Annotated in this window: 17 protein-coding genes; 9 read left to right on the forward strand and 8 right to left on the reverse strand. The window is 63.0% G+C overall.

The window, feature by feature from the left end; genetic code table 11:
- Positions 1 to 12: 12 nt before the first annotated feature.
- From AACY42_RS03170 to AACY42_RS03200, 7 genes are all read right to left on the reverse strand, one after another.
- The gene (locus AACY42_RS03170; RefSeq protein WP_339476388.1) at positions 13 to 1,023 is read right to left on the reverse strand and encodes a chemotaxis response regulator protein-glutamate methylesterase; all 1,011 of its coding nucleotides are present in this window, start codon (positions 1,021 to 1,023) and stop codon (positions 13 to 15) included.
- The gene (locus AACY42_RS03175; RefSeq protein ID WP_339476391.1) at positions 1,020 to 3,284 is read right to left on the reverse strand and encodes a hybrid sensor histidine kinase/response regulator; all 2,265 of its coding nucleotides are present in this window, start codon (positions 3,282 to 3,284) and stop codon (positions 1,020 to 1,022) included. Before AACY42_RS03175 ends, AACY42_RS03170 begins: the two co-directional genes overlap by 4 nt.
- Complete coding sequence (locus tag AACY42_RS03180) at positions 3,281 to 3,952, reverse strand: chemotaxis protein CheW (RefSeq protein ID WP_339476394.1); 672 nt, start codon at positions 3,950 to 3,952, stop codon at positions 3,281 to 3,283. Before AACY42_RS03180 ends, AACY42_RS03175 begins: the two co-directional genes overlap by 4 nt.
- Positions 3,949 to 5,214: a protein-glutamate O-methyltransferase CheR gene (locus AACY42_RS03185; RefSeq protein ID WP_339476396.1), complete on the reverse strand. Its 1,266-nt coding sequence runs from the start codon at positions 5,212 to 5,214 to the stop codon at positions 3,949 to 3,951. The genes AACY42_RS03180 and AACY42_RS03185 overlap by 4 nt, the downstream gene beginning before the upstream one ends.
- Complete coding sequence (locus tag AACY42_RS03190; protein ID WP_339476398.1) at positions 5,211 to 5,747, reverse strand: chemotaxis protein CheW; 537 nt, start codon at positions 5,745 to 5,747, stop codon at positions 5,211 to 5,213. The genes AACY42_RS03185 and AACY42_RS03190 overlap by 4 nt, the downstream gene beginning before the upstream one ends.
- Entirely contained in the window at positions 5,747 to 7,309 is a 1,563-nt protein-coding gene (locus tag AACY42_RS03195; RefSeq protein WP_445261521.1) for a methyl-accepting chemotaxis protein, read from the reverse strand. The genes AACY42_RS03190 and AACY42_RS03195 overlap by 1 nt, the downstream gene beginning before the upstream one ends.
- A gap of 330 nt (positions 7,310 to 7,639) precedes the next feature.
- Positions 7,640 to 8,320 carry a tellurite resistance TerB family protein gene (locus AACY42_RS03200; RefSeq protein ID WP_339476403.1) on the reverse strand — a complete coding sequence of 227 codons (681 nt, stop codon included), beginning with the start codon at positions 8,318 to 8,320 and terminating at the stop codon, positions 7,640 to 7,642.
- Positions 8,321 to 8,503: 183 nt separating this feature from the next.
- Between AACY42_RS03200 and AACY42_RS03205 the strand changes: the two genes are divergently transcribed.
- The 9 genes from AACY42_RS03205 to AACY42_RS03245 all read left to right on the forward strand — a co-directional run bounded on the left by AACY42_RS03205 (position 8,504) and on the right by AACY42_RS03245 (position 17,536).
- Positions 8,504 to 9,418: a LysR family transcriptional regulator gene (locus tag AACY42_RS03205; protein WP_339476406.1), complete on the forward strand. Its 915-nt coding sequence runs from the start codon at positions 8,504 to 8,506 to the stop codon at positions 9,416 to 9,418.
- A 202-nt stretch (positions 9,419 to 9,620) separates the two neighbouring features.
- Entirely contained in the window at positions 9,621 to 11,078 is a 1,458-nt protein-coding gene (locus AACY42_RS03210) for a gamma-aminobutyraldehyde dehydrogenase (protein WP_339476409.1), read from the forward strand.
- A 90-nt stretch (positions 11,079 to 11,168) separates the two neighbouring features.
- Positions 11,169 to 12,320: a putative ABC transporter substrate-binding protein YdcS gene (gene ydcS / locus AACY42_RS03215; protein WP_339476412.1), complete on the forward strand. Its 1,152-nt coding sequence runs from the start codon at positions 11,169 to 11,171 to the stop codon at positions 12,318 to 12,320.
- A 239-nt stretch (positions 12,321 to 12,559) separates the two neighbouring features.
- Positions 12,560 to 13,597: an ABC transporter ATP-binding protein gene (locus AACY42_RS03220; protein ID WP_339476415.1), complete on the forward strand. Its 1,038-nt coding sequence runs from the start codon at positions 12,560 to 12,562 to the stop codon at positions 13,595 to 13,597.
- A 1-nt stretch (position 13,598) separates the two neighbouring features.
- On the forward strand, positions 13,599 to 14,546 hold the full coding sequence (locus AACY42_RS03225; RefSeq protein ID WP_339476418.1) for an ABC transporter permease: 948 nt from the start codon (positions 13,599 to 13,601) through the stop codon (positions 14,544 to 14,546).
- On the forward strand, positions 14,536 to 15,354 hold the full coding sequence (locus AACY42_RS03230) for an ABC transporter permease (protein ID WP_339476420.1): 819 nt from the start codon (positions 14,536 to 14,538) through the stop codon (positions 15,352 to 15,354). Before AACY42_RS03225 ends, AACY42_RS03230 begins: the two co-directional genes overlap by 11 nt.
- 85 nt (positions 15,355 to 15,439) lie before the next feature.
- The gene (locus AACY42_RS03235) at positions 15,440 to 16,864 is read left to right on the forward strand and encodes a gamma-aminobutyraldehyde dehydrogenase (RefSeq protein ID WP_339476422.1); all 1,425 of its coding nucleotides are present in this window, start codon (positions 15,440 to 15,442) and stop codon (positions 16,862 to 16,864) included.
- A gap of 146 nt (positions 16,865 to 17,010) precedes the next feature.
- On the forward strand, positions 17,011 to 17,274 hold the full coding sequence (locus AACY42_RS03240; RefSeq protein ID WP_003198119.1) for a CopG family ribbon-helix-helix protein: 264 nt from the start codon (positions 17,011 to 17,013) through the stop codon (positions 17,272 to 17,274).
- A complete protein-coding gene (locus tag AACY42_RS03245; RefSeq protein WP_339476424.1) occupies positions 17,237 to 17,536 on the forward strand; it encodes a type II toxin-antitoxin system RelE/ParE family toxin in 300 nt (99 codons plus the stop codon). Before AACY42_RS03240 ends, AACY42_RS03245 begins: the two co-directional genes overlap by 38 nt.
- Positions 17,537 to 17,580: 44 nt before the next feature.
- Here AACY42_RS03245 and AACY42_RS03250 read toward each other — a convergent pair whose 3' ends face one another.
- Entirely contained in the window at positions 17,581 to 17,766 is a 186-nt protein-coding gene (locus tag AACY42_RS03250; RefSeq protein WP_003198116.1) for a hypothetical protein, read from the reverse strand.
- Positions 17,767 to 17,773 lie beyond the last annotated feature (7 nt).

The raw sequence follows: 17,773 nt of genomic DNA on the forward strand, positions 1-17,773 counted from the left end.
TGACGGGGTTCTTCATGGGGTAAAAATCTCCAACAACCGAGGCGCGATAGCGTCCAGGGCGAGAATATGGACGGCGGCGTCGATGGCGGCAGCCGCTTTGGGCATCCCGTACACCGCACTGCTGCGCTGGTCCTGGGCGATGGTCACATAGCCCTGCTGGCGCATGAGTTTAAGCCCTTGTGCACCGTCGCGACCCATGCCGGTGAGCAATACGCCCACCGCGTCACCGCTCCAGTACCGGGCGACACTGTCGAAAAACACGTCGATGGACGGCCGGTAGATCTCGTTCACCGGCTCGGCGGTATAGGCCAGGGTGCCGTCCTTCAACAAGCGCAAATGATGGTTGGTCCCCGCCAGTAACACCGTGCCGCTCTGCGGCGTCTCGCCGTGCCGGGCCAGGCGCACCGTGTGGCCCGACACACTGCCCAGCCACTCGGCCATGCCTGCGGCGAACACCTCGTCCACATGCTGGACCAGCACGATGGCCGGGGCAAAGTCACGCGGCAGCGCCTTGAGCAGCACCTCCAGCGCCGCCGGCCCGCCCGCCGACGACCCGATGGCGACCAGGCTCTTGCGCGACACCGCCGCACGCTGCGCCGCCGGCGCGGGTCGCTCACGCTTGTTGCGCTCACCGATCAGCCAGCCGATGTTGGTGATCTTGCGCAGTAGCGGCGCCGCCGCGTCCGCCGGGTTGCCGACGCCCAGGGCCGGGGTATCGACCACATCCAGCGCACCGTGACCCATGGCCTCGAACACCCGGTGGACGTTCTGCTGGCTGTCACCGGTGACGATAACGATAGCGCATGGGCTGGCGGCCATGATCCGCCGGGTGGCCTCCACGCCATCCATGATCGGCATGAGCAGGTCCATGAGGATCAGGTCCGGGGTGTATTCGGCACAACGCTGCACCGCCTCGCCCCCGTTGGTGGCCACCCAGACCAGTTGATGCGCCGGCTCGAACGCCAGGGCACGGCGCAAGGCCTCGACCGCCAGGGGCATGTCATTGACGATGGCGATCTTCAAGCGCGAGCCCCTCCGATCAATTCAACCACGGCGTCGAGCAAGGCGTCGTCGTGGAAGCTCGCCTTGGCCAGATAATAGTCGGCGCCGGCATCCAGGCCACGACGGCGATCCTCTTCGCGGTCCTTGTAGGACACCACCATCACCGGCAGCGATTGCAAGCGGTTGTCATGCCGCAACAGCGACACCAGCTCGATGCCGTCCATGCGCGGCATGTCGATGTCAGTGATCAGCAGGTCGAAATCCTCCGAGCGCAAGGCGTTCCAGCCGTCCATGCCATCCACCGCCACCGCCACGTCGTAGCCGCGATTGAGCAACAACTTGCGTTGCAGCTCGCGCACGGTCAGGGAATCATCCACCACCAGGATCCGCTTGCGCGGGGCCTGGGCCTGGTTCTGCCGGGCGATGCGTTCCAGGCGCCCGGTATCGAGCAGCTTGTCCACCGAACGCAGCAGGTCTTCGACATCGACAATCAACACCACCGAGCCATCGTCGAGCAAGGCCCCAGCGGAAATGTCCTGGACCTTGCCCAAGCGTTCGTCCAGGGGCAGAACCACCAGGGTCCGCTCGCCGATGAACCGCTCCACCGCCACGCCATAGATCCTCTCGCGCTCGCGTATCACCACGACCTTGAGGGTCTGGCTACTGCCTTGCGGCGCCGGCCGATTGAGCAATTGGCTGGCGGCGACCAGCCCGATATGCCGGCCTTCGTGCCAGAAATGCTGGCGGCCTTCAACCTGGACGATGTCCTCCGGCGCCAGGTCGCACATGCGTTCGATGTGGGCCAGGGGAAAGGCATACGCTTCATCGCCGACTTCCACCACCAGGCTGCGCACCACCGACAGCGTCAGCGGCACCTCGAGATGGAAACGACTGCCCTCGCCCGCCGTCTGCTCCAGCACCACCGCACCGCGCAACTGCCGGACCATGTGCTGGACGGCGTCCAGGCCGACGCCGCGCCCGGACACTTCGGTGACTGTGTCGCGCAGGCTGAAACCGGGCAGGAACAGGAAGGTCAGCAGTTCCTCTTCACTCAGGCTGGCGGCGGTTTGCTCAGGGGAAAGCCCGCGCTCGACGATGCTGCGGCGCACCCGCTCCAGGTCCACCCCGGCGCCGTCATCCGCCAGTTCCAACACCAACAAGCCAGCCTGATGGGAAGCCCGCAGGCGGATCAGGCCTTCGGCCGGCTTGCCGGCCAGTATTCGTTGCTCCGGGGATTCGATGCCATGGTCTACGGCGTTACGCAACAGGTGGGTCAGCGGCGCTTCTAGTTTTTCCAGCACATCACGGTCGACCTGGGTCTTCTCGCCTTCAATCTCCAGGCGCACCTGCTTGCCCAGGCTGCGGCCCAAGTCCCGGACCATGCGTGCCTGGCCCGAAAGCACATCGGCGAACGGTCGCATACGACAGGCCAGCGCCGTGTCGTACAGCACCTGCGCCCGCTGACTGGCCTGCCAGGCGAACTCATCCAGCTCGGCGGTTTTCTGCGCCAGCAATTGCTGGGTTTCGGCAAGCAAACGGCGAGCATCGCCAAGGGCTTCCTGGGCTTGCAGGCTCAGGGCGTGGTCCTTGAGGTGTAGGTTCAGCTCTTCAAGGGCGCGCAGGCCTGTGCTTTGCTGGCGCTTGAGCCGTTGCAACGTCGCCAGCCAGGGCTTGAGGCGCTGGGTCTCTACCAGGGACTTGCTCGACAAATCGAGCAAGCTGTTGAGGCGTTCGGCAGTGACCCGCAAAACCCGTTCGCCGCCTTCGGTGACCCGTTTGCGCTTGGCGGGCGGCTCCGTTGCTGTGGGCAGTTCCACTTCCGGTAGCTCGACGTGTAGCGGCTCGGCCGGTGTTTCGACGCTCGGTAACGCCACTGCCGGCGCCTGTGGCGCGTTGGGATCAAGCAGGCGCCCCATCAACGCTACATAGGCGTCGATGTCCGGGGCGCCGACACTATTGCCCGGGGTGGCGATGCGCGTCAGCAGGTCCGTGCCTTGCAGCAAGGCATCAATGTGTTCAGCGCCCAGGACCAGACGCCGCTCCTGGGCACTGACCAGGCAATCTTCCATCACATGGGCCACGCTAACCCCGGCGTCCACCCCGACAATGCGCGCCGCGCCCTTGAGGGAATGCGCCGCGCGCATGCACGACTCCAGGTAATCGGCCTGGGTCGGATCGCGCTCCAGGGCCAGCAGGCCGGCGCTCAGCACCTGGACCTGGGCTTCGGCTTCCAGGCTGAACAGTTCCAGCAACGAGGCGTCGCGCATCTGATCAGGGGTCATGACAGGCTCCGAGCCACGGCGCACAGCAGTTGTTCTTCATCCAGCCAGCGCAGACTGCGGCCCTTATAGGGCAGCACGCCACGGGTGTACTTGCCCGTCGATTGCGAAGCGCTCGCCAGGATGCGTTCATCGATGGCGTGGATGCCGTCCACCTCATCCACCGGCACCACCACCGGCCCGCCCTTGGCCGCGACAATCAACATGCGCGGCATGACCCGTGCGCCGGAAACCACCGCCGCGCCGGGCTCCAGGTCCAACAGCTCCACCAGCGACAGGCAGGCCACCAGCGCCCCGCGTACATTCGCCACGCCCAACAAGGCCCGCGAGCGCTGGTGGGGCAAGGAATGGATCGGCTGCAACGGCGCCACTTCCACCAGGCTGCGCGTCGTCAGGCCCAGCCATTCCTCGCCGAGGCGGAACATCAGCAGCGAGCGCGTGACCACATCGGTGTCCACGGGGGCAAGGGACAGATCCCGCTGATCCTGCGGCAAGGCATAACGATCGAGCAGCCGGGTAGCGGCCGCTGAATACACCGAACAGTTGCGGCAGTGGATATGCTCGACCAACAACGGACAGGATTTGTCGCCATGCACCCCGATGCGATTCCAGCAGTCGTCGATAGCTTGGGCATCGTCATGGGTGACGGTGTAAGAAGCCGAACCGCTCATTGTTTATGCTCACTGTCTGCCGTGCGTCCGCTGCGAGCGGCGCGTTCCTGCAATCGACGGGCTCCGGCCGCGTCTCCCTGGGAAGCCAGCAGCGCCGCCAGATGCACCAGTGCCTCGGCGTGTTGCGGTTCAAGATAAAGCGCCTTGCGATAAAAACCCTGGGCTTCAAGGGCGCTGCCGGCCATGTCGCTGAGCAGGCCCAACCAATAGAAAACCTGGGCGTTTGGTGCGTGGCTGCGCACGTAGGCTTCGCAAGCCTCGCGGGCCTCGGCGCTTTTGCCGCCGTTGGCCAGGGCGGCGATATTGGCCAGCAAGGTCGCGGTGTCGCTGCTTTTGGGTTCGGCAATCGGCGTCACGCTCGCCGTAAACGGCCGCGGTCGAATCACCGGCGGGACGACGCGGGGCGGTGGCTGACGAACCGGCAACGGGGTCGGCATCAAGGCCGGCAACGATTGTGGCTCAGGGGCCCCTTGGCGGCTGAAGGCGAACGATTGGGCGATCCCGATCGAGCGCATGCCCAGGCGTCCCAGCAAGCTGCCCTCGGCGGGGCCGATAAACAGCACACCGTCCTGATGGGTCAGGCGCTTGAGTACCTCGAACACCTGCTGCTGGGTCGGCTGGTCGAAATAGATCAGCAAGTTGCGACAGAACACAAAGTCATAAGGAGCCTCGTTCACCAGCAAAGCCGGATCCAGCAGGTTGCCCACTTGCAAACGCACCTGTTCGCGCACCCGCTCGCTGAGGCGGTAACCCTCGTCTTCGGCGTCGAAGTACCGCTCGCGAAAACCCAGCTCCGCGCCACGGAAGGAATTCCTGCCGTAACGCGCTTCCTTGGCCCGCGCCACCGACAGCGGGCTGACGTCCAGGCCGTCTACCTTGAACTGATGCGGTCCCAGGCCTGCGTCGAGCAAGGCCATGGCGATCGAATAAGGTTCTTCGCCGGTGGAACACGGCAGGCTGAGAATGCGCAGCGCGCGCAGGTGCTTGATCTCGGACAGACGCTTGACGGCCAGCCTGGCGAGGGTCGCGAAGGATTCCGGGTAGCGGAAGAACCAGGTCTCCGGGACGATCACCGCTTCGATCAGCGCCTGCTGCTCCTGGGCCGAATGCTGTAGGCCGCGCCAATATTCATCGACGGTTCGCCCGGGCACGGCAGCGATGCGCTGGCGCACAGCTCGCTCAATGATCGCGGTGCCGACGGAGGTCACATCCAGGCCGATGCGCTCCTTGAGAAAATCAAAAAAACGTTGGTCGTTGTTCATGGCGTTGCCTCGAGGTCGTCGAGGCTCAGCGGCGGCGCAGGGAACAGCAGCGCTCGAACGGATTCATCGAGCAGGTCATTGACCCTTACCCATTGCAGCAACCCCTGGGCATCTTCGCGTACTGGGCCAAGGTACGGTGCCTGGTGGTTGTCCAGGCCATAGGGTTTGAAATCGGCTGGGTCACAGCGCACCATGTCGGTCGCCTGTTCCAGAATCAAGCCCAGCACCTGTCCCGTTTGTTGCGTGTCGCCCTGATAGCGCACCAGCACCAGTCGCGTACTGGTCCGGGCCTCGGCGCTCTGGCCAAAGGTCAGGGCGCACAGGTCGATCACCGGCACCACCGTGCCACGCCAGGCAAACACCCCCGCTACCCAGGACGGCGCCCGGGCGATCGGTTTGAGGGGTAGGCGCGGCAGCACTTCCACCACATCGATGGCCTGCAGGGCGTAACGTTCGTTGTCGATGCTGAACACCAGGAACAACGTCTGGCGGGCCGTCGGAGCGACGCCACGCCGGGTCTCGAGTTCGCCCATCAGACTTTGAAACGCGAGACGCCGCTGCGCAGCCCCACGGCTACCTGGCTCAGCTCGTCGATGGCGGAACTGGCCTGGCGCAGGGACTCCACGGTCTGGCTGCTGGCATCGCCCAGTTGCACCAGGGCGTGGTTGATTTGCTCGGCGCCGGTGGCCTGGGCCTGCATGCCTTCGTTGACCATCAACACCCGCGGTGCCAGGGCCTGGACCTGATGGATGATCTGCGACAGTTGCTCACCCACCTGCTGCACTTCGGCGATGCCCCGACGCACTTCTTCGGAGAACTTGTCCATGCCCATCACCCCGGCCGACACCGCGGACTGGATCTCGCGCACCATCTGCTCGATGTCATAGGTCGCTACGGCGGTCTGGTCAGCCAGGCGTCGTACTTCAGTGGCGACCACGGCAAAACCGCGACCGTATTCGCCGGCCTTTTCGGCCTCGATGGCCGCGTTGAGGGACAACAGGTTGGTCTGGTCGGCCACTTTGACGATGGTCACCACCACTTGGTTGATGTTGCCGGCCTTCTCGTTGAGGATCGCCAACTTGGCGTTCACCAGGTCGGCGGCCCCCATCACCGAATGCATGGTTTCTTCCATGCGCGCCAGGCCTTGCTGACCGGAACCGGCGGCCACCGAGGCCTGGTCGGCGGCGGTGGACACTTCGGTCATGGTGCGCACCAGGTCTCGGGAGGTGGCGGCGATTTCCCGGGACGTCGCGCCAATCTCGGTGGTGGTGGCAGCGGTTTCGGTGGCCGTAGCCTGTTGCTGGCGCGAGGTGGCGGCGATTTCAGTGACCGAGGTGGTGACCTGCACGGAGGAGCGTTGGGCCTGGGACACCAGTGAGGTCAGCTCGGCCATCATGTCGTTGAAGCCGGTTTCCACGGCACCGAATTCGTCTTTACGCGCCAGGTTCAGGCGCCCGCTCAGGTCGCCGCTGCGCATGATCTCGAGGATCTCGACGATGCGGTTCATCGGCCCCATGATCGCCCGCATCAGCAACAGGCCACAGAGCACAGCAATGATCAGCGCGACCAGTAACGACAGGCCCATGGCGACCTTGGCCGCCGTTACTGCATCGTCGATGGTCTGGGTGGCGTTTTCCGCCAGCTCACGATTGCGCTCGATGATGTGATTCAAATGCTCGCGGCCGCCGATCCATGCTGGCGTCAGCTCTTTGTCCAGAGCCTGCCGCGCACTTTCGTAATCCTTGCGCTGGTACAAGTCCAGGACCTTTGCCATGGCCTGATTGAACGCCAGGTGATTGGCCTCGAACTCGTCGAAAGAGACTTGGTCGGCCGGGTTCTGGATCAGTTTTTGATAGTTCTGTATTTCTTCGCGCAGGTGCTGCTCGAAGCCCTGGTAAAGGGCCTTGTCCTCAGCGGTGATTTCCCGATTGCCCGAATGGCCGACGATTTGTTGGGTCAAGACGTAGCTGTCAACCCAGCCACCGCGAATCATGGAGCTGTAATACACCCCTGGCACCGCCTCGACCCGGACGTTTTCTTCACCGTCCTGGATCTTCAACAACCGTGAATAGGAGACAACCACCATCAACAGCATAATGGCGATGATCACTGCAAAACTCACCAGGATGCGTTGGCGTAATGTCCAATTCTTCACAGTAAAACCTCAGGCACTTGAAATGCCGGGGAGTATAGCCGAGGGCGGTGTCAGGCCTGTATGGCGGTGTGAGAAGATTTTTGACGAAGGCGAAGCCTCGTAGTTTTCTCAAGATGAGCAATGTCTCCTGCTCGCGACAGCGCAGTGTCAGGCAACGAAGCTGTGACTGACCGGGCCCCATCGCGAGCAGGCTCGCTCCCACAGGAAATGCGTTGGACACAGGAGTATCAGACGACACAAAACCACTGTGGGAGCTAGCTTGGGACTGTTCTATACAGTCGCCTGGCGTACCTGTTTCTCCAACTCCACCTTCAGCCCTGGCTCCAGTTTGAGTTGGCGCGCCAGTTCATCGAGATAGGATTTCTCCATGAAGTTTTCCTCATCCACCAACATCACGCTGGCGATGTACATTTGCGCCGCCATTTCCGGGGTACTGGCGGCGCGGGCGACGTCGGTGGGGTCCAGGGGCTTGTTGAGTTCGGCGTGCAGCCAGTGTTGCAGTTCCTGGTCGTTGTCGAGCTTGGTGAATTCGCCTTCGATCAACTGGCGCTCGCGCTCGTTCACATGGCCGTCGGCCTTGGCCGCCGCCACCAGCGCCTTGAGGATCGCCTGGCTGTGCTGCTCAACCTGCGCCGGGGGGACGCGGTCGAGGGTCTGCGGTTCGGTTTTCGGCGCGGTGCCTTGCTGGGCCTGCCAGTTGCCGTAGGCCTTGTAGGCGATCACGCCCAAGGCCGCGAGACCACCGTAGGCCAGGGCCTTTCCGCCGAAACTGCGGGCTTTCTTGTTGCCCAGCAACAGGCCCATGGCCCCGGCGGCCAGTGCCCCACCACTCGCACCGGAAAGCATGCCGCCCAGGCCGCCGGACGACTTGCCCTGGGCGCCGCCGGCCTTGTTCTGCAACATTTCCTGGCCGGACTTGAGAAGCTGATCGAGCAATCCACGGGTGTTCATTTGTTGCCTCCACCTATTCGGGTCAACTTGAGGCCACCAGCCTAGATCGAAAATGCTTTGGCGCCGCGGGCGAGATTGCTTCCAGATGTTGCCTGACGCCTTCAGCGAAGCGCTCACCTGCCCTTCTAAAAAAACGATATACACTCCAGTACATCGATAAAATCGCCCACCGGGGATTCGACCATGATGACCCTGCGTCAGATCCGCCATTTCATCGCCGTGGCCGAAACCGGCTCCATCTCTGCCGCTGCGCAAACGGCGTTCATTTCCCAGTCCACCTTGACCCTGGCCATCCAGCAACTGGAGCAGGAAATCGGCGTCAGCCTGTTCAACCGCCATGCCAAGGGCATGACCCTGACCCACCAGGGGCATCAATTCCTGCGCCAGGCCCACCTGATCCTGGCCACCGTCGAGAACGCCAAGCGCAGCCTGCAACAGAGCACCGACCAAGTCGCCGGCCAGGTCACCATTGGCGTCACCAGCCTGGTCGCCGGGTATTACCTGGCGGACCTGTTGACCCGCTTCCAGCGCGCCTATCCCAATGTGGAAATCCGGGTGATGGAGGACGAGCGACCCTACATCGAGCATTTGCTGGTCAGCGGCGAAATCGACGTCGGGGTGTTGATCCTGTCCAACCTGGAAGACCGCGACGCCTTGCAGACCGAAGTCCTGACGCACTCACCACACCGCTTGTGGCTGCCGGCGCAGCACCCACTGCTGGAACACGACAGCATCAACCTGGCCGACGTGGCCCGCGAGCCGTTGATCCAACTGAACGTCGACGAAATGGACCGTAACGCCCAGCGCCTGTGGCGCGGTGCCGGCCTGCAACCGAAGATCAGCCTGCGTACTGCCTCGACCGAAGCGGTGCGCAGCCTGGTGGCGGCAGGGTTGGGGGTGTCGATCCAGCCAGACATGACGTACCGCCCCTGGTCGCTGGAAGGCGACATCATCGAAGCGCGACCGATTGCCGATCTCAACCAGACCCTCGACGTCGGCCTGGCCTGGCGCCGGGGCACGGCGCGACCGGCCTCGGTCGACCCATTCCTGGCCGTCGCCCGGGAACAACCCCATGGTGGGCGCAAGCCATCTATTTAATCGAACGCAGCCTTGAGTATTTCGAATTTGTCGGCCTTAAAGCTGGGCACTAGTCTTGCTGCATCGCCGCAATCCATTGTGGGGGCGAGCCTGCTCGCGAAGCGGCGGTACAGATAGACCGCTATCGCGAGCAGGCTCGCTCCCACAGGTTTTGTGTTGTAACTGATAGCAGTAGTCATCCCCCTTAAAAGAGAAGGCGAACATGGCTGGTACGCAAACCCCGTTGTGCACCGCGCTGCTGATCGACGGAGAACTCGTTCCCGGTGAAGGCATTGTCGAGCCGATCCTCAACCCGGCCACCGGTGAAGTAGTGGCTCACATCGCCGAGGCCAGCACCGAGCAGGTCGAAGCCGCGATCCTCGCCGCCCATCAGGCCTTCGACGGCTGGTCGCGCACCACGCCGCAACAACGCTCGAACCTGCTGCTGGACATTGCCAGCGCCATCGAAAAGAACGCCGATGAGCTGGCCCGCCTCGAATCCCTGAACTGCGGCAAGCCGCTGCACCTGGCGCGCCAGGACGACCTCAGTGCGACGGTGGATGTATTCCGTTTCTTCGCCGGCGCCGTGCGCTGCCAGACCGGCCAGCTCAGTGGCGAATACCTGCCCGGTTACACCAGTATGGTGCGCCGCGACCCGATCGGCGTGGTGGCGTCCATTGCGCCATGGAACTACCCGATCATGATGGCTGCCTGGAAAATCGCCCCGGCCCTGGCCGCCGGCAATACGCTGGTGTTCAAGCCATCGGAACACACGCCACTGTCGATCCTGGCCCTGGCGCCGACACTGGCCCAGATCCTGCCACGGGGCGTGATCAACATCCTTTGCGGGGGCGGCGAAGGGGTCGGCAGCCATCTGGTCAGCCATCCCAAAGTGCGCATGGTCTCGCTGACCGGCGATATCGTCACCGGACAGAAGATCCTCCAGGCAGCGGCAAAAACCCTCAAGCGCACGCACCTGGAGCTGGGCGGCAAGGCGCCGGTGATCGTGTGCAACGACGCCGACATCCAGGCTGTGGTCGAAGGCGTGCGCACCTACGGTTATTACAACGCTGGGCAAGATTGCACCGCGGCATGCCGGATCTACGCCCAGGACGGGATTCACGACCGCCTGGTGGCCGAACTCGACGCGGCGGTCAGCAGCCTGCGCTTTGCCGGCAAGCGCGACGCCGACAATGAGATCGGCCCGCTGATCAGCACCCGCCAGCGCGACCGAGTGGCCAGTTTTGTCGAACGCGCCCTCGGCCAGCCACACATCGAACGCATCACCGGCGCGGCCGTGCATTCCGGCGCCGGTTTCTACTACCAACCCACGCTGCTGGCCGGCTGCAAGCAAAGCGATGAAATCGTCCAGCGCGAAGTCTTCGGCCCGGTCGTCACCGTGACCCGCTTCGACGAACTCAGCCAGGCGGTGGATTGGGCCAACGATTCCGAGTACGGCCTGGCGTCTTCGGTATGGACCCAGAACCTGGACAAGGCCATGCAGGTGGCGGCGCGGCTGCAATACGGCTGCACCTGGATCAACAGCCATTTCATGCTGGTCAGCGAAATGCCCCACGGCGGCCTGAAACGTTCGGGCTACGGGAAAGACCTCTCCAGCGATTCGCTCCAGGACTACAGCGTGGTGCGCCACATCATGGCCCGCCACGGCCAGCATCTGTAGATAACAGCACTACTCTAATAACAGGCCATCCATGGCGCTTCACACTGTTCGAACACTGCCCCGACCATAATTAAAGCAAGAGGGATTTCCATGTACGCGCACAAGACCGTATTGCTCAGTGCAATCACCACGGCGCTGCTGACCAGCGTCAGCCTCCAGGCCGCCGAACCGCTCAAGGCCGTTGGCACTGGTGAGGGCCAATTGGATATCGTCGCCTGGCCGGGTTACATCGAACGCGGCGAAAGCGACAAGGCCTACGATTGGGTCACGGGTTTCGAGAAGGAAACCGGCTGCAAGGTCAATGTGAAAACCGCCGCGACATCCGACGAAATGGTCAGCCTGATGAGCAAGGGTGGCTACGATTTGGTCACCGCCTCGGGCGACGCCTCGTTGCGGCTGATTGCCGGCAAGCGCGTGCAGCCGATCAACACCGCACTGATCAGCAACTGGAAAAACCTCGACCCGCGCCTCAAGGATGCGCCGTGGTACGTGGTCAACCAGCAGACCTACGGCACCCCGTACCAATGGGGCCCGAACGTGCTGATGTACAACACCGATGTGTTCAAGCAGGCACCCACCACTTGGGGCGTGCTGTTCAACGCCCAGGATTTGCCCGACGGCAAGCCGAACAAGGGGCGCGTGCAAGCCTATGATGGCCCGATCTACATCGCCGACGCGGCGCTGTACCTCAAGACCGCCAAGCCTGAGCTGGGCATCAAGGACCCGTACCAACTCGACGAAACCCAGTACAAGGCCGTGTTGCAATTGCTGCGGGCCCAGCAACCGCTGATCCACCGCTACTGGCACGACACCACCGTGCAGATGAGCGATTTCAAGAACGAAGGCGTGATCGCGTCCGGCGCCTGGCCGTATCAGGTCAACGGCCTGATGAACGAGAAGCAACCGATCGCCTCGACCATTCCGAAAGAAGGCGCCACCGGCTGGGCCGACACCACGATGCTGCATGCCGAGGCCAAGCACCCCAACTGCGCGTACAAGTGGATGGATTGGTCACTGCAACCGAAAGTCCAGGGTGACGTCGCCGCGTGGTTCGGTTCGTTGCCGGCGGTGCCGGCGGCGTGCAAAGGCAGCGAACTGCTGGGCGCCGAGGGCTGCAAGACCAACGGCTTCGACCAGTTCGACAAGATCGCCTTCTGGAAAACCCCACAGGCCGAAGGTGGCAAGTTCGTGCCGTACAGCCGCTGGACCCAGGACTACATCGCGATCATGGGCGGGCGCTAAATCGGAGCAACCCTGTGGCGAGGGAGCTTGCTCCCGCTGGTGTGTAGGAGCTGGCGAAGCCTGCGATCTTTTGATCTTGATCTTTCGCTCTCGATTCAATGGGTAGTGCAAAGATCGCAGCCTCGTTGTACTCGACAGCCCCTACCGTCGCCACTCAGCGGGAGCAAGCTCCCTCGCCACAGGATCGAATTCCAATCATTGAAGGTTCATACCCGCCCCGCCTTTTGGAGCCCCGCACCATGACGCTTGCAGTCCAGTTCACCCAGGTATCCCGTCAATTTGGCGAAGTGAAGGCCGTTGACCGGGTTTGCATCGACATCCAGGACGGCGAGTTCTTTTCCATGTTGGGCCCGTCCGGCTCCGGCAAGACCACCTGCCTGCGGCTGATCGCCGGGTTCGAACAACCCAGTGCCGGCTCGATCCGCATCCACGGCGAAGAGGCCACCGGGCTTGCGCCCTATCAGCGGGACGTCAACACGGTGTTCCAGGATTACGCCCTCTTCCCCCATATGAACGTGCGCGACAACGTGGCCTACGGCCTGAAAGTCAAAGGCGTCGCTAAGGCCGAGCGCATCCAGCGTGCCAACGAAGCGCTGGAGATGGTTGCCCTGGGCGGCTACGGCGAACGCAAGCCGGTGCAGCTCTCCGGCGGCCAACGCCAACGCGTGGCCTTGGCCCGAGCGCTGGTCAATCGCCCGCGGGTGTTGCTGCTCGATGAACCCTTGGGCGCCCTCGACCTGAAGCTGCGCGAACAGATGCAGGGCGAATTGAAGAAGCTGCAACGCCAGCTGGGCATCACCTTCATTTTCGTCACCCACGACCAGACCGAAGCGCTGTCGATGTCCGACCGCGTAGCGGTGTTCAACAAGGGCCGCATCGAACAGGTCGATACCCCACGCAACCTGTACATGAAACCGGCGACCACCTTCGTCGCCGAATTCGTTGGCACCTCCAACGTGATCCGTGGCGAGTTGGCCCGGGAACTGAGCGGTTATCCACAGCCGTTCTCGATTCGCCCGGAACACGTGCGTTTCGCCGAGGGCCCGTTGGCCAGTGGTGAGATCGAAGTCCACGGCCTGCTGCACGACATCCAGTACCAGGGCAGCGCCACGCGCTACGAGCTGAAACTTGCCAATGGCCAGACCCTGAACCTCAGCCAGGCCAACACCCAGTGGCTCGACAACACAGTCCAGCACCAGACCGGCCAGCACCTGAGCGTACGCTGGGCGCGGGAGGCGATGGTCGCGCTGCACGACACCGTCAGTGGCGAGGTCTGAGATGAACACCCAGGCCATCACCCAAACGCCCACGCCCGGCTCACCGTTGCGACGGTTTTCCAACCTGCTGTACCGGCGCCCCAACCTGTACCTGTTGATGTTGCTGGTGCCGCCGCTGATCTGGTTCGGCGCGATCTACCTGGGCTCACTGCTGACCTTGCTGTGGCAGGGTTTCTACACTTTCGACGACTTCACCATGGCGGTCACGCCGGACCTGACCCTGGCGAATTTCGCGGCGCTGTTCCAGCCGTCGAACTTCGACATCATTTTGCGCACCCTGAGCATGGCGATCGCGGTGTCCATCGCCAGCGCCATCATCGCGTTCCCGGTTGCCTACTACATGGCGCGCTACACCAGCGGCAAGACCAAGGCATTTTTCTACATCGCGGTGATGCTGCCGATGTGGGCCAGCTACATCGTCAAGGCCTATGCCTGGACGCTGCTGCTGGCCAAGGGCGGCGTGACGCAGTGGTTCGTCCAGCACCTGGGCCTGGGGCCGGTGTTGCAGTTCGTGCTGGGGATCCCGGGCGTGGGTGGCAGCACCTTGTCCACCTCACACCTGGGCCGTTTCCTGGTATTCGTCTACATCTGGCTACCGTTCATGATCCTGCCGATCCAGGCGTCCCTGGAGCGTCTGCCGCCATCGCTGCTGCAAGCCTCGGCAGACCTGGGCGCCAGGCCACACCAGACGTTCATGCAGGTGATCCTGCCGCTGTCGATCCCCGGCATTGCCGCCGGCTCGATCTTCACCTTTTCGCTGACCCTGGGGGATTTCATCGTGCCCCAACTGGTGGGCCCGCCGGGCTATTTCGTCGGCAGCATGGTCTACGCCCAGCAAGGCGCCATCGGCAACATGCCCATGGCCGCGGCCTTCACCTTGGTGCCCATTGTGCTGATCGCCCTCTATTTATCCATCGTCAAGCGACTGGGAGCTTTCGATGCGCTCTGACTCTCAAGACCGGGCCTCGTGGGGCTTGCGGATCGCGGCGTGGGGCGGGCTGGTGTTCCTGCATTTCCCGATCCTGATCATCTTCCTCTACGCCTTCAACACCGAGGACGCGGCGTTCAGCTTCCCGCCCAAGGGCCTGACCCTGAAGTGGTTCAGCGTCGCCTTCTCGCGCCCGGATGCGCTGGAGGCGATCAAGCTGTCGTTGCAGGTCGCGGCCATCGCTACGCTGATCGCCATGGTGCTTGGCACCCTGGCCTCCGCGGCGCTGTACCGGCGCGATTTCTTCGGCAAGCAGGGCATTTCGCTGATGCTGATCCTGCCGATTGCCTTGCCGGGTATCATCACCGGCATTGCGCTGCTGGCCACCTTCAAGACCCTGGGGATCGAGCCGGGCATGTTCACCATCATCGTCGGTCACACAACCTTCTGCGTGGTGATCGTCTACAACAACGTCATCGCCCGCCTGCGCCGCACCTCCCACAGCCTGATCGAGGCCTCGATGGACCTGGGGGCCGACGGCTGGCAGACCTTTCGCTACATCATCCTGCCCAACCTCGGCTCGGCGCTGCTGGCCGGGGGGATGCTGGCGTTTGCGCTGTCATTCGACGAGATCATCGTCACCACCTTCACCGCCGGCCACGAACGCACCTTGCCGCTGTGGCTGCTCAACCAGCTCAGCCGTCCGCGCGACGTGCCTGTGACCAACGTGGTGGCGATGCTGGTGATGATGGTCACGATGTTGCCGATATTGGGCGCGTATTACCTGACCCGAGGCGGTGAGAGCGTGGCCGGTAGCGGCGGGAAATAGATGTCACTGTGAAACCGGATCCCCTGTGGGAGCGAGCAAGCCCGCTCCCACAGGCGTCACAAACAAGATTCAAGAGGACATGGACATGCAAACCAAACTGCTGATCAACGGCCATCTGGTGAACGGCGAAGGCCCTGGCCAGGCGGTATTCAACCCGGCGCTGGGGCGGGTGCTGGTGGAGATCAATGAAGCCAGCGAAGCTCAGGTCGATGCCGCCGTGCGCGCCGCGGACGCCGCTTTCGAGTCTTGGTCGCAAGTACCGCCCAAGGACCGTTCCCTATTGCTGCTCAAGTTGGCCGATGCCATCGAAGCCCACGGCGAGGAACTGGCGAAGCTGGAGTCGGACAACTGCGGCAAACCCTTGGGTGCCGCGCTGAATGACGAGATCCCGGCGATTGCCGACGTGTTCCGCTTCTTTGCTGGCGCCAGTCGCTGCATGAGCGGTTCGGCGGGTGGCGAATACCTGCCGGGGCACACCTCGATGATCCGCCGCGACCCGGTGGGCGTCATCGCCTCCATCGCGCCGTGGAACTACCCGCTGATGATGGTCGCCTGGAAAATCGCCCCGGCCCTGGCCGCCGGTAATACCGTGGTGCTCAAGCCGTCGGAGCAGACCCCACTGACCGCGTTGCGCCTGGCGGAACTGGCGTCGGAGATTTTCCCAGCCGGCGTGCTCAACGTGATCTTCGGCCGTGGGCAAACCGTCGGCAACCCGCTGGTCATCCACCCGAAAGTGCGCATGGTGTCGCTGACCGGCTCCATCGCCACTGGCTCGAACATCATTTCCAGCACATCCGACAGCGTCAAACGCATGCACATGGAGCTGGGCGGCAAGGCCCCGGTGATTATTTTCGACGACGCCGATATTGACGCGGCGGTGGAAGGCATCCGCACCTTCGGTTTCTACAACGCCGGCCAGGACTGCACCGCCGCCTGCCGCATCTATGCCCAGCAGGGCATCTACGACCAGTTTGTCGAGAAGCTCGGCGCCGCGGTGGGCAGCATCAAGTACGGCCTGCAAACCGCGCCAGACACCGAGATGGGCCCTCTGATCACCGCCCAGCACCGCGACCGCGTGGCCGGTTTCGTCGAACGGGCCATCGCCCAGCCGCATATCCGCCTGATCACCGGTGGCAAGGCCGTGGAAGGCAACGGGTTTTTCTTCGAACCGACAGTATTGGCCGACGCCCAGCAGGACGACGAAATCGTTCGCCGGGAAGTCTTCGGGCCAGTAGTGTCCGTCACGCCGTTCCTCGACGAAGCACAAGTACTGACCTGGGCCAACGATTCGGACTATGGCCTGGCCTCATCGGTGTGGACCGCCGACATCGGCCGTGCCCATCGCCTATCGGCACGCCTGCAATACGGCTGCACCTGGGTGAATACCCACTTCATGCTCGTCAGCGAAATGCCCCATGGCGGCCAGAAACGTTCCGGCTATGGCAAGGACATGTCCATGTATGGACTGGAGGATTACACGGTGGTGCGGCATGTGATGTTCAAGCATTGACGACCAGACAACCTTGACAACACAGGCTCGCGCTTGCCCTGTGTTCGTCCTACTAAGGTTTTCGTCGATCGGTGCACGCTCGCCGGTTGACGGAAATCCTGGCAGCACCTAGGGTGTCTACAACGTATACACCTTGGAGATCAGCCATGGCCTCGCCCGTTTTGTCCTTTCGTGTGGAAGAAGGTCTGGCCCAACAGCTGGACTTACTGGCCGCCGCCACCGACCGCGACCGTCAATATCACCTCAAGCGTGCACTGGTCCGATATGTGGAGGCCGAATCCTGGCATCTGCAAGCCATCAGCGAAGGCATAGCCGATGCCGACGCTGGAAACCTGACCGATCTGGACGCCGTGAAGGCTAAGTGGGCAAAACGTGCCGAGCATCGTACTGACCGACAGAGCACAGAGTGACCTCGACTCGATCCACGGACATTACCTAAACGCTATCGGTGCAGAAGGCGCCGATGACGTCATCAGCGCCATCCTGGATACACTGCGCCAACTGCAACGCTTTCCCGGCTCGGGCCGTCCTTCGGTCGCTCCCGATATTCGAGAGCTGGTGCTGACGCGCTACCCATTCGTAGCCCCCTACCGGCTCAAGCAGGGGCAACTGCAAATCCTGCGAATACTGCACCAACGCGCCGAACGTCCCCAGGACTGGTCGGTGGAGTGATGTCGGCCGGCGCTCCTGCCCCGACCGCGCACCTGCGTCACGCTTCAAAACCGCGAAACACTGCGCATTGCATCCACCAGATAGCGCATGGCGATGCGGTCGTTTTCCGACAACTCCCGATAGCGCTCCACCAGTCTCAATTCTTCCAGGCTGAGCCGGCGTGTCCTGCGCGGGTTGGTCAGGCCTGGAAAGATCCCCAGCATTTCGGTAATGCCCTGTATTTTTGTCATGAGTCGT

This window comes from Pseudomonas sp. RL_5y_Pfl2_73 (genome assembly GCF_963970515.1).
Lineage (GTDB): Bacteria > Pseudomonadota > Gammaproteobacteria > Pseudomonadales > Pseudomonadaceae > Aquipseudomonas.

Coding starts and splice junctions, on each gene's coding strand:
- AACY42_RS03175 (WP_339476391.1), bottom strand. CDS start 3,284: ATGACCCCTGATCAGATGCGCGACGCCTCGTTGCTGGAACTGTTCAGC.
- AACY42_RS03180 (WP_339476394.1), bottom strand. CDS start 3,952: ATGAGCGGTTCGGCTTCTTACACCGTCACCCATGACGATGCCCAAGCT.
- AACY42_RS03185 (WP_339476396.1), bottom strand. CDS start 5,214: ATGAACAACGACCAACGTTTTTTTGATTTTCTCAAGGAGCGCATCGGC.
- AACY42_RS03190 (WP_339476398.1), bottom strand. CDS start 5,747: ATGGGCGAACTCGAGACCCGGCGTGGCGTCGCTCCGACGGCCCGCCAG.
- AACY42_RS03195 (WP_445261521.1), bottom strand. CDS start 7,309: ATGCTGTTGATGGTGGTTGTCTCCTATTCACGGTTGTTGAAGATCCAG.
- AACY42_RS03200 (WP_339476403.1), bottom strand. CDS start 8,320: ATGAACACCCGTGGATTGCTCGATCAGCTTCTCAAGTCCGGCCAGGAA.
- AACY42_RS03205 (WP_339476406.1), top strand. CDS start 8,504: ATGATGACCCTGCGTCAGATCCGCCATTTCATCGCCGTGGCCGAAACC.
- AACY42_RS03210 (WP_339476409.1), top strand. CDS start 9,621: ATGGCTGGTACGCAAACCCCGTTGTGCACCGCGCTGCTGATCGACGGA.
- ydcS (WP_339476412.1), top strand. CDS start 11,169: ATGTACGCGCACAAGACCGTATTGCTCAGTGCAATCACCACGGCGCTG.
- AACY42_RS03220 (WP_339476415.1), top strand. CDS start 12,560: ATGACGCTTGCAGTCCAGTTCACCCAGGTATCCCGTCAATTTGGCGAA.
- AACY42_RS03225 (WP_339476418.1), top strand. CDS start 13,599: ATGAACACCCAGGCCATCACCCAAACGCCCACGCCCGGCTCACCGTTG.
- AACY42_RS03230 (WP_339476420.1), top strand. CDS start 14,536: ATGCGCTCTGACTCTCAAGACCGGGCCTCGTGGGGCTTGCGGATCGCG.
- AACY42_RS03235 (WP_339476422.1), top strand. CDS start 15,440: ATGCAAACCAAACTGCTGATCAACGGCCATCTGGTGAACGGCGAAGGC.
- AACY42_RS03240 (WP_003198119.1), top strand. CDS start 17,011: ATGGCCTCGCCCGTTTTGTCCTTTCGTGTGGAAGAAGGTCTGGCCCAA.
- AACY42_RS03250 (WP_003198116.1), bottom strand. CDS start 17,766: ATGACAAAAATACAGGGCATTACCGAAATGCTGGGGATCTTTCCAGGC.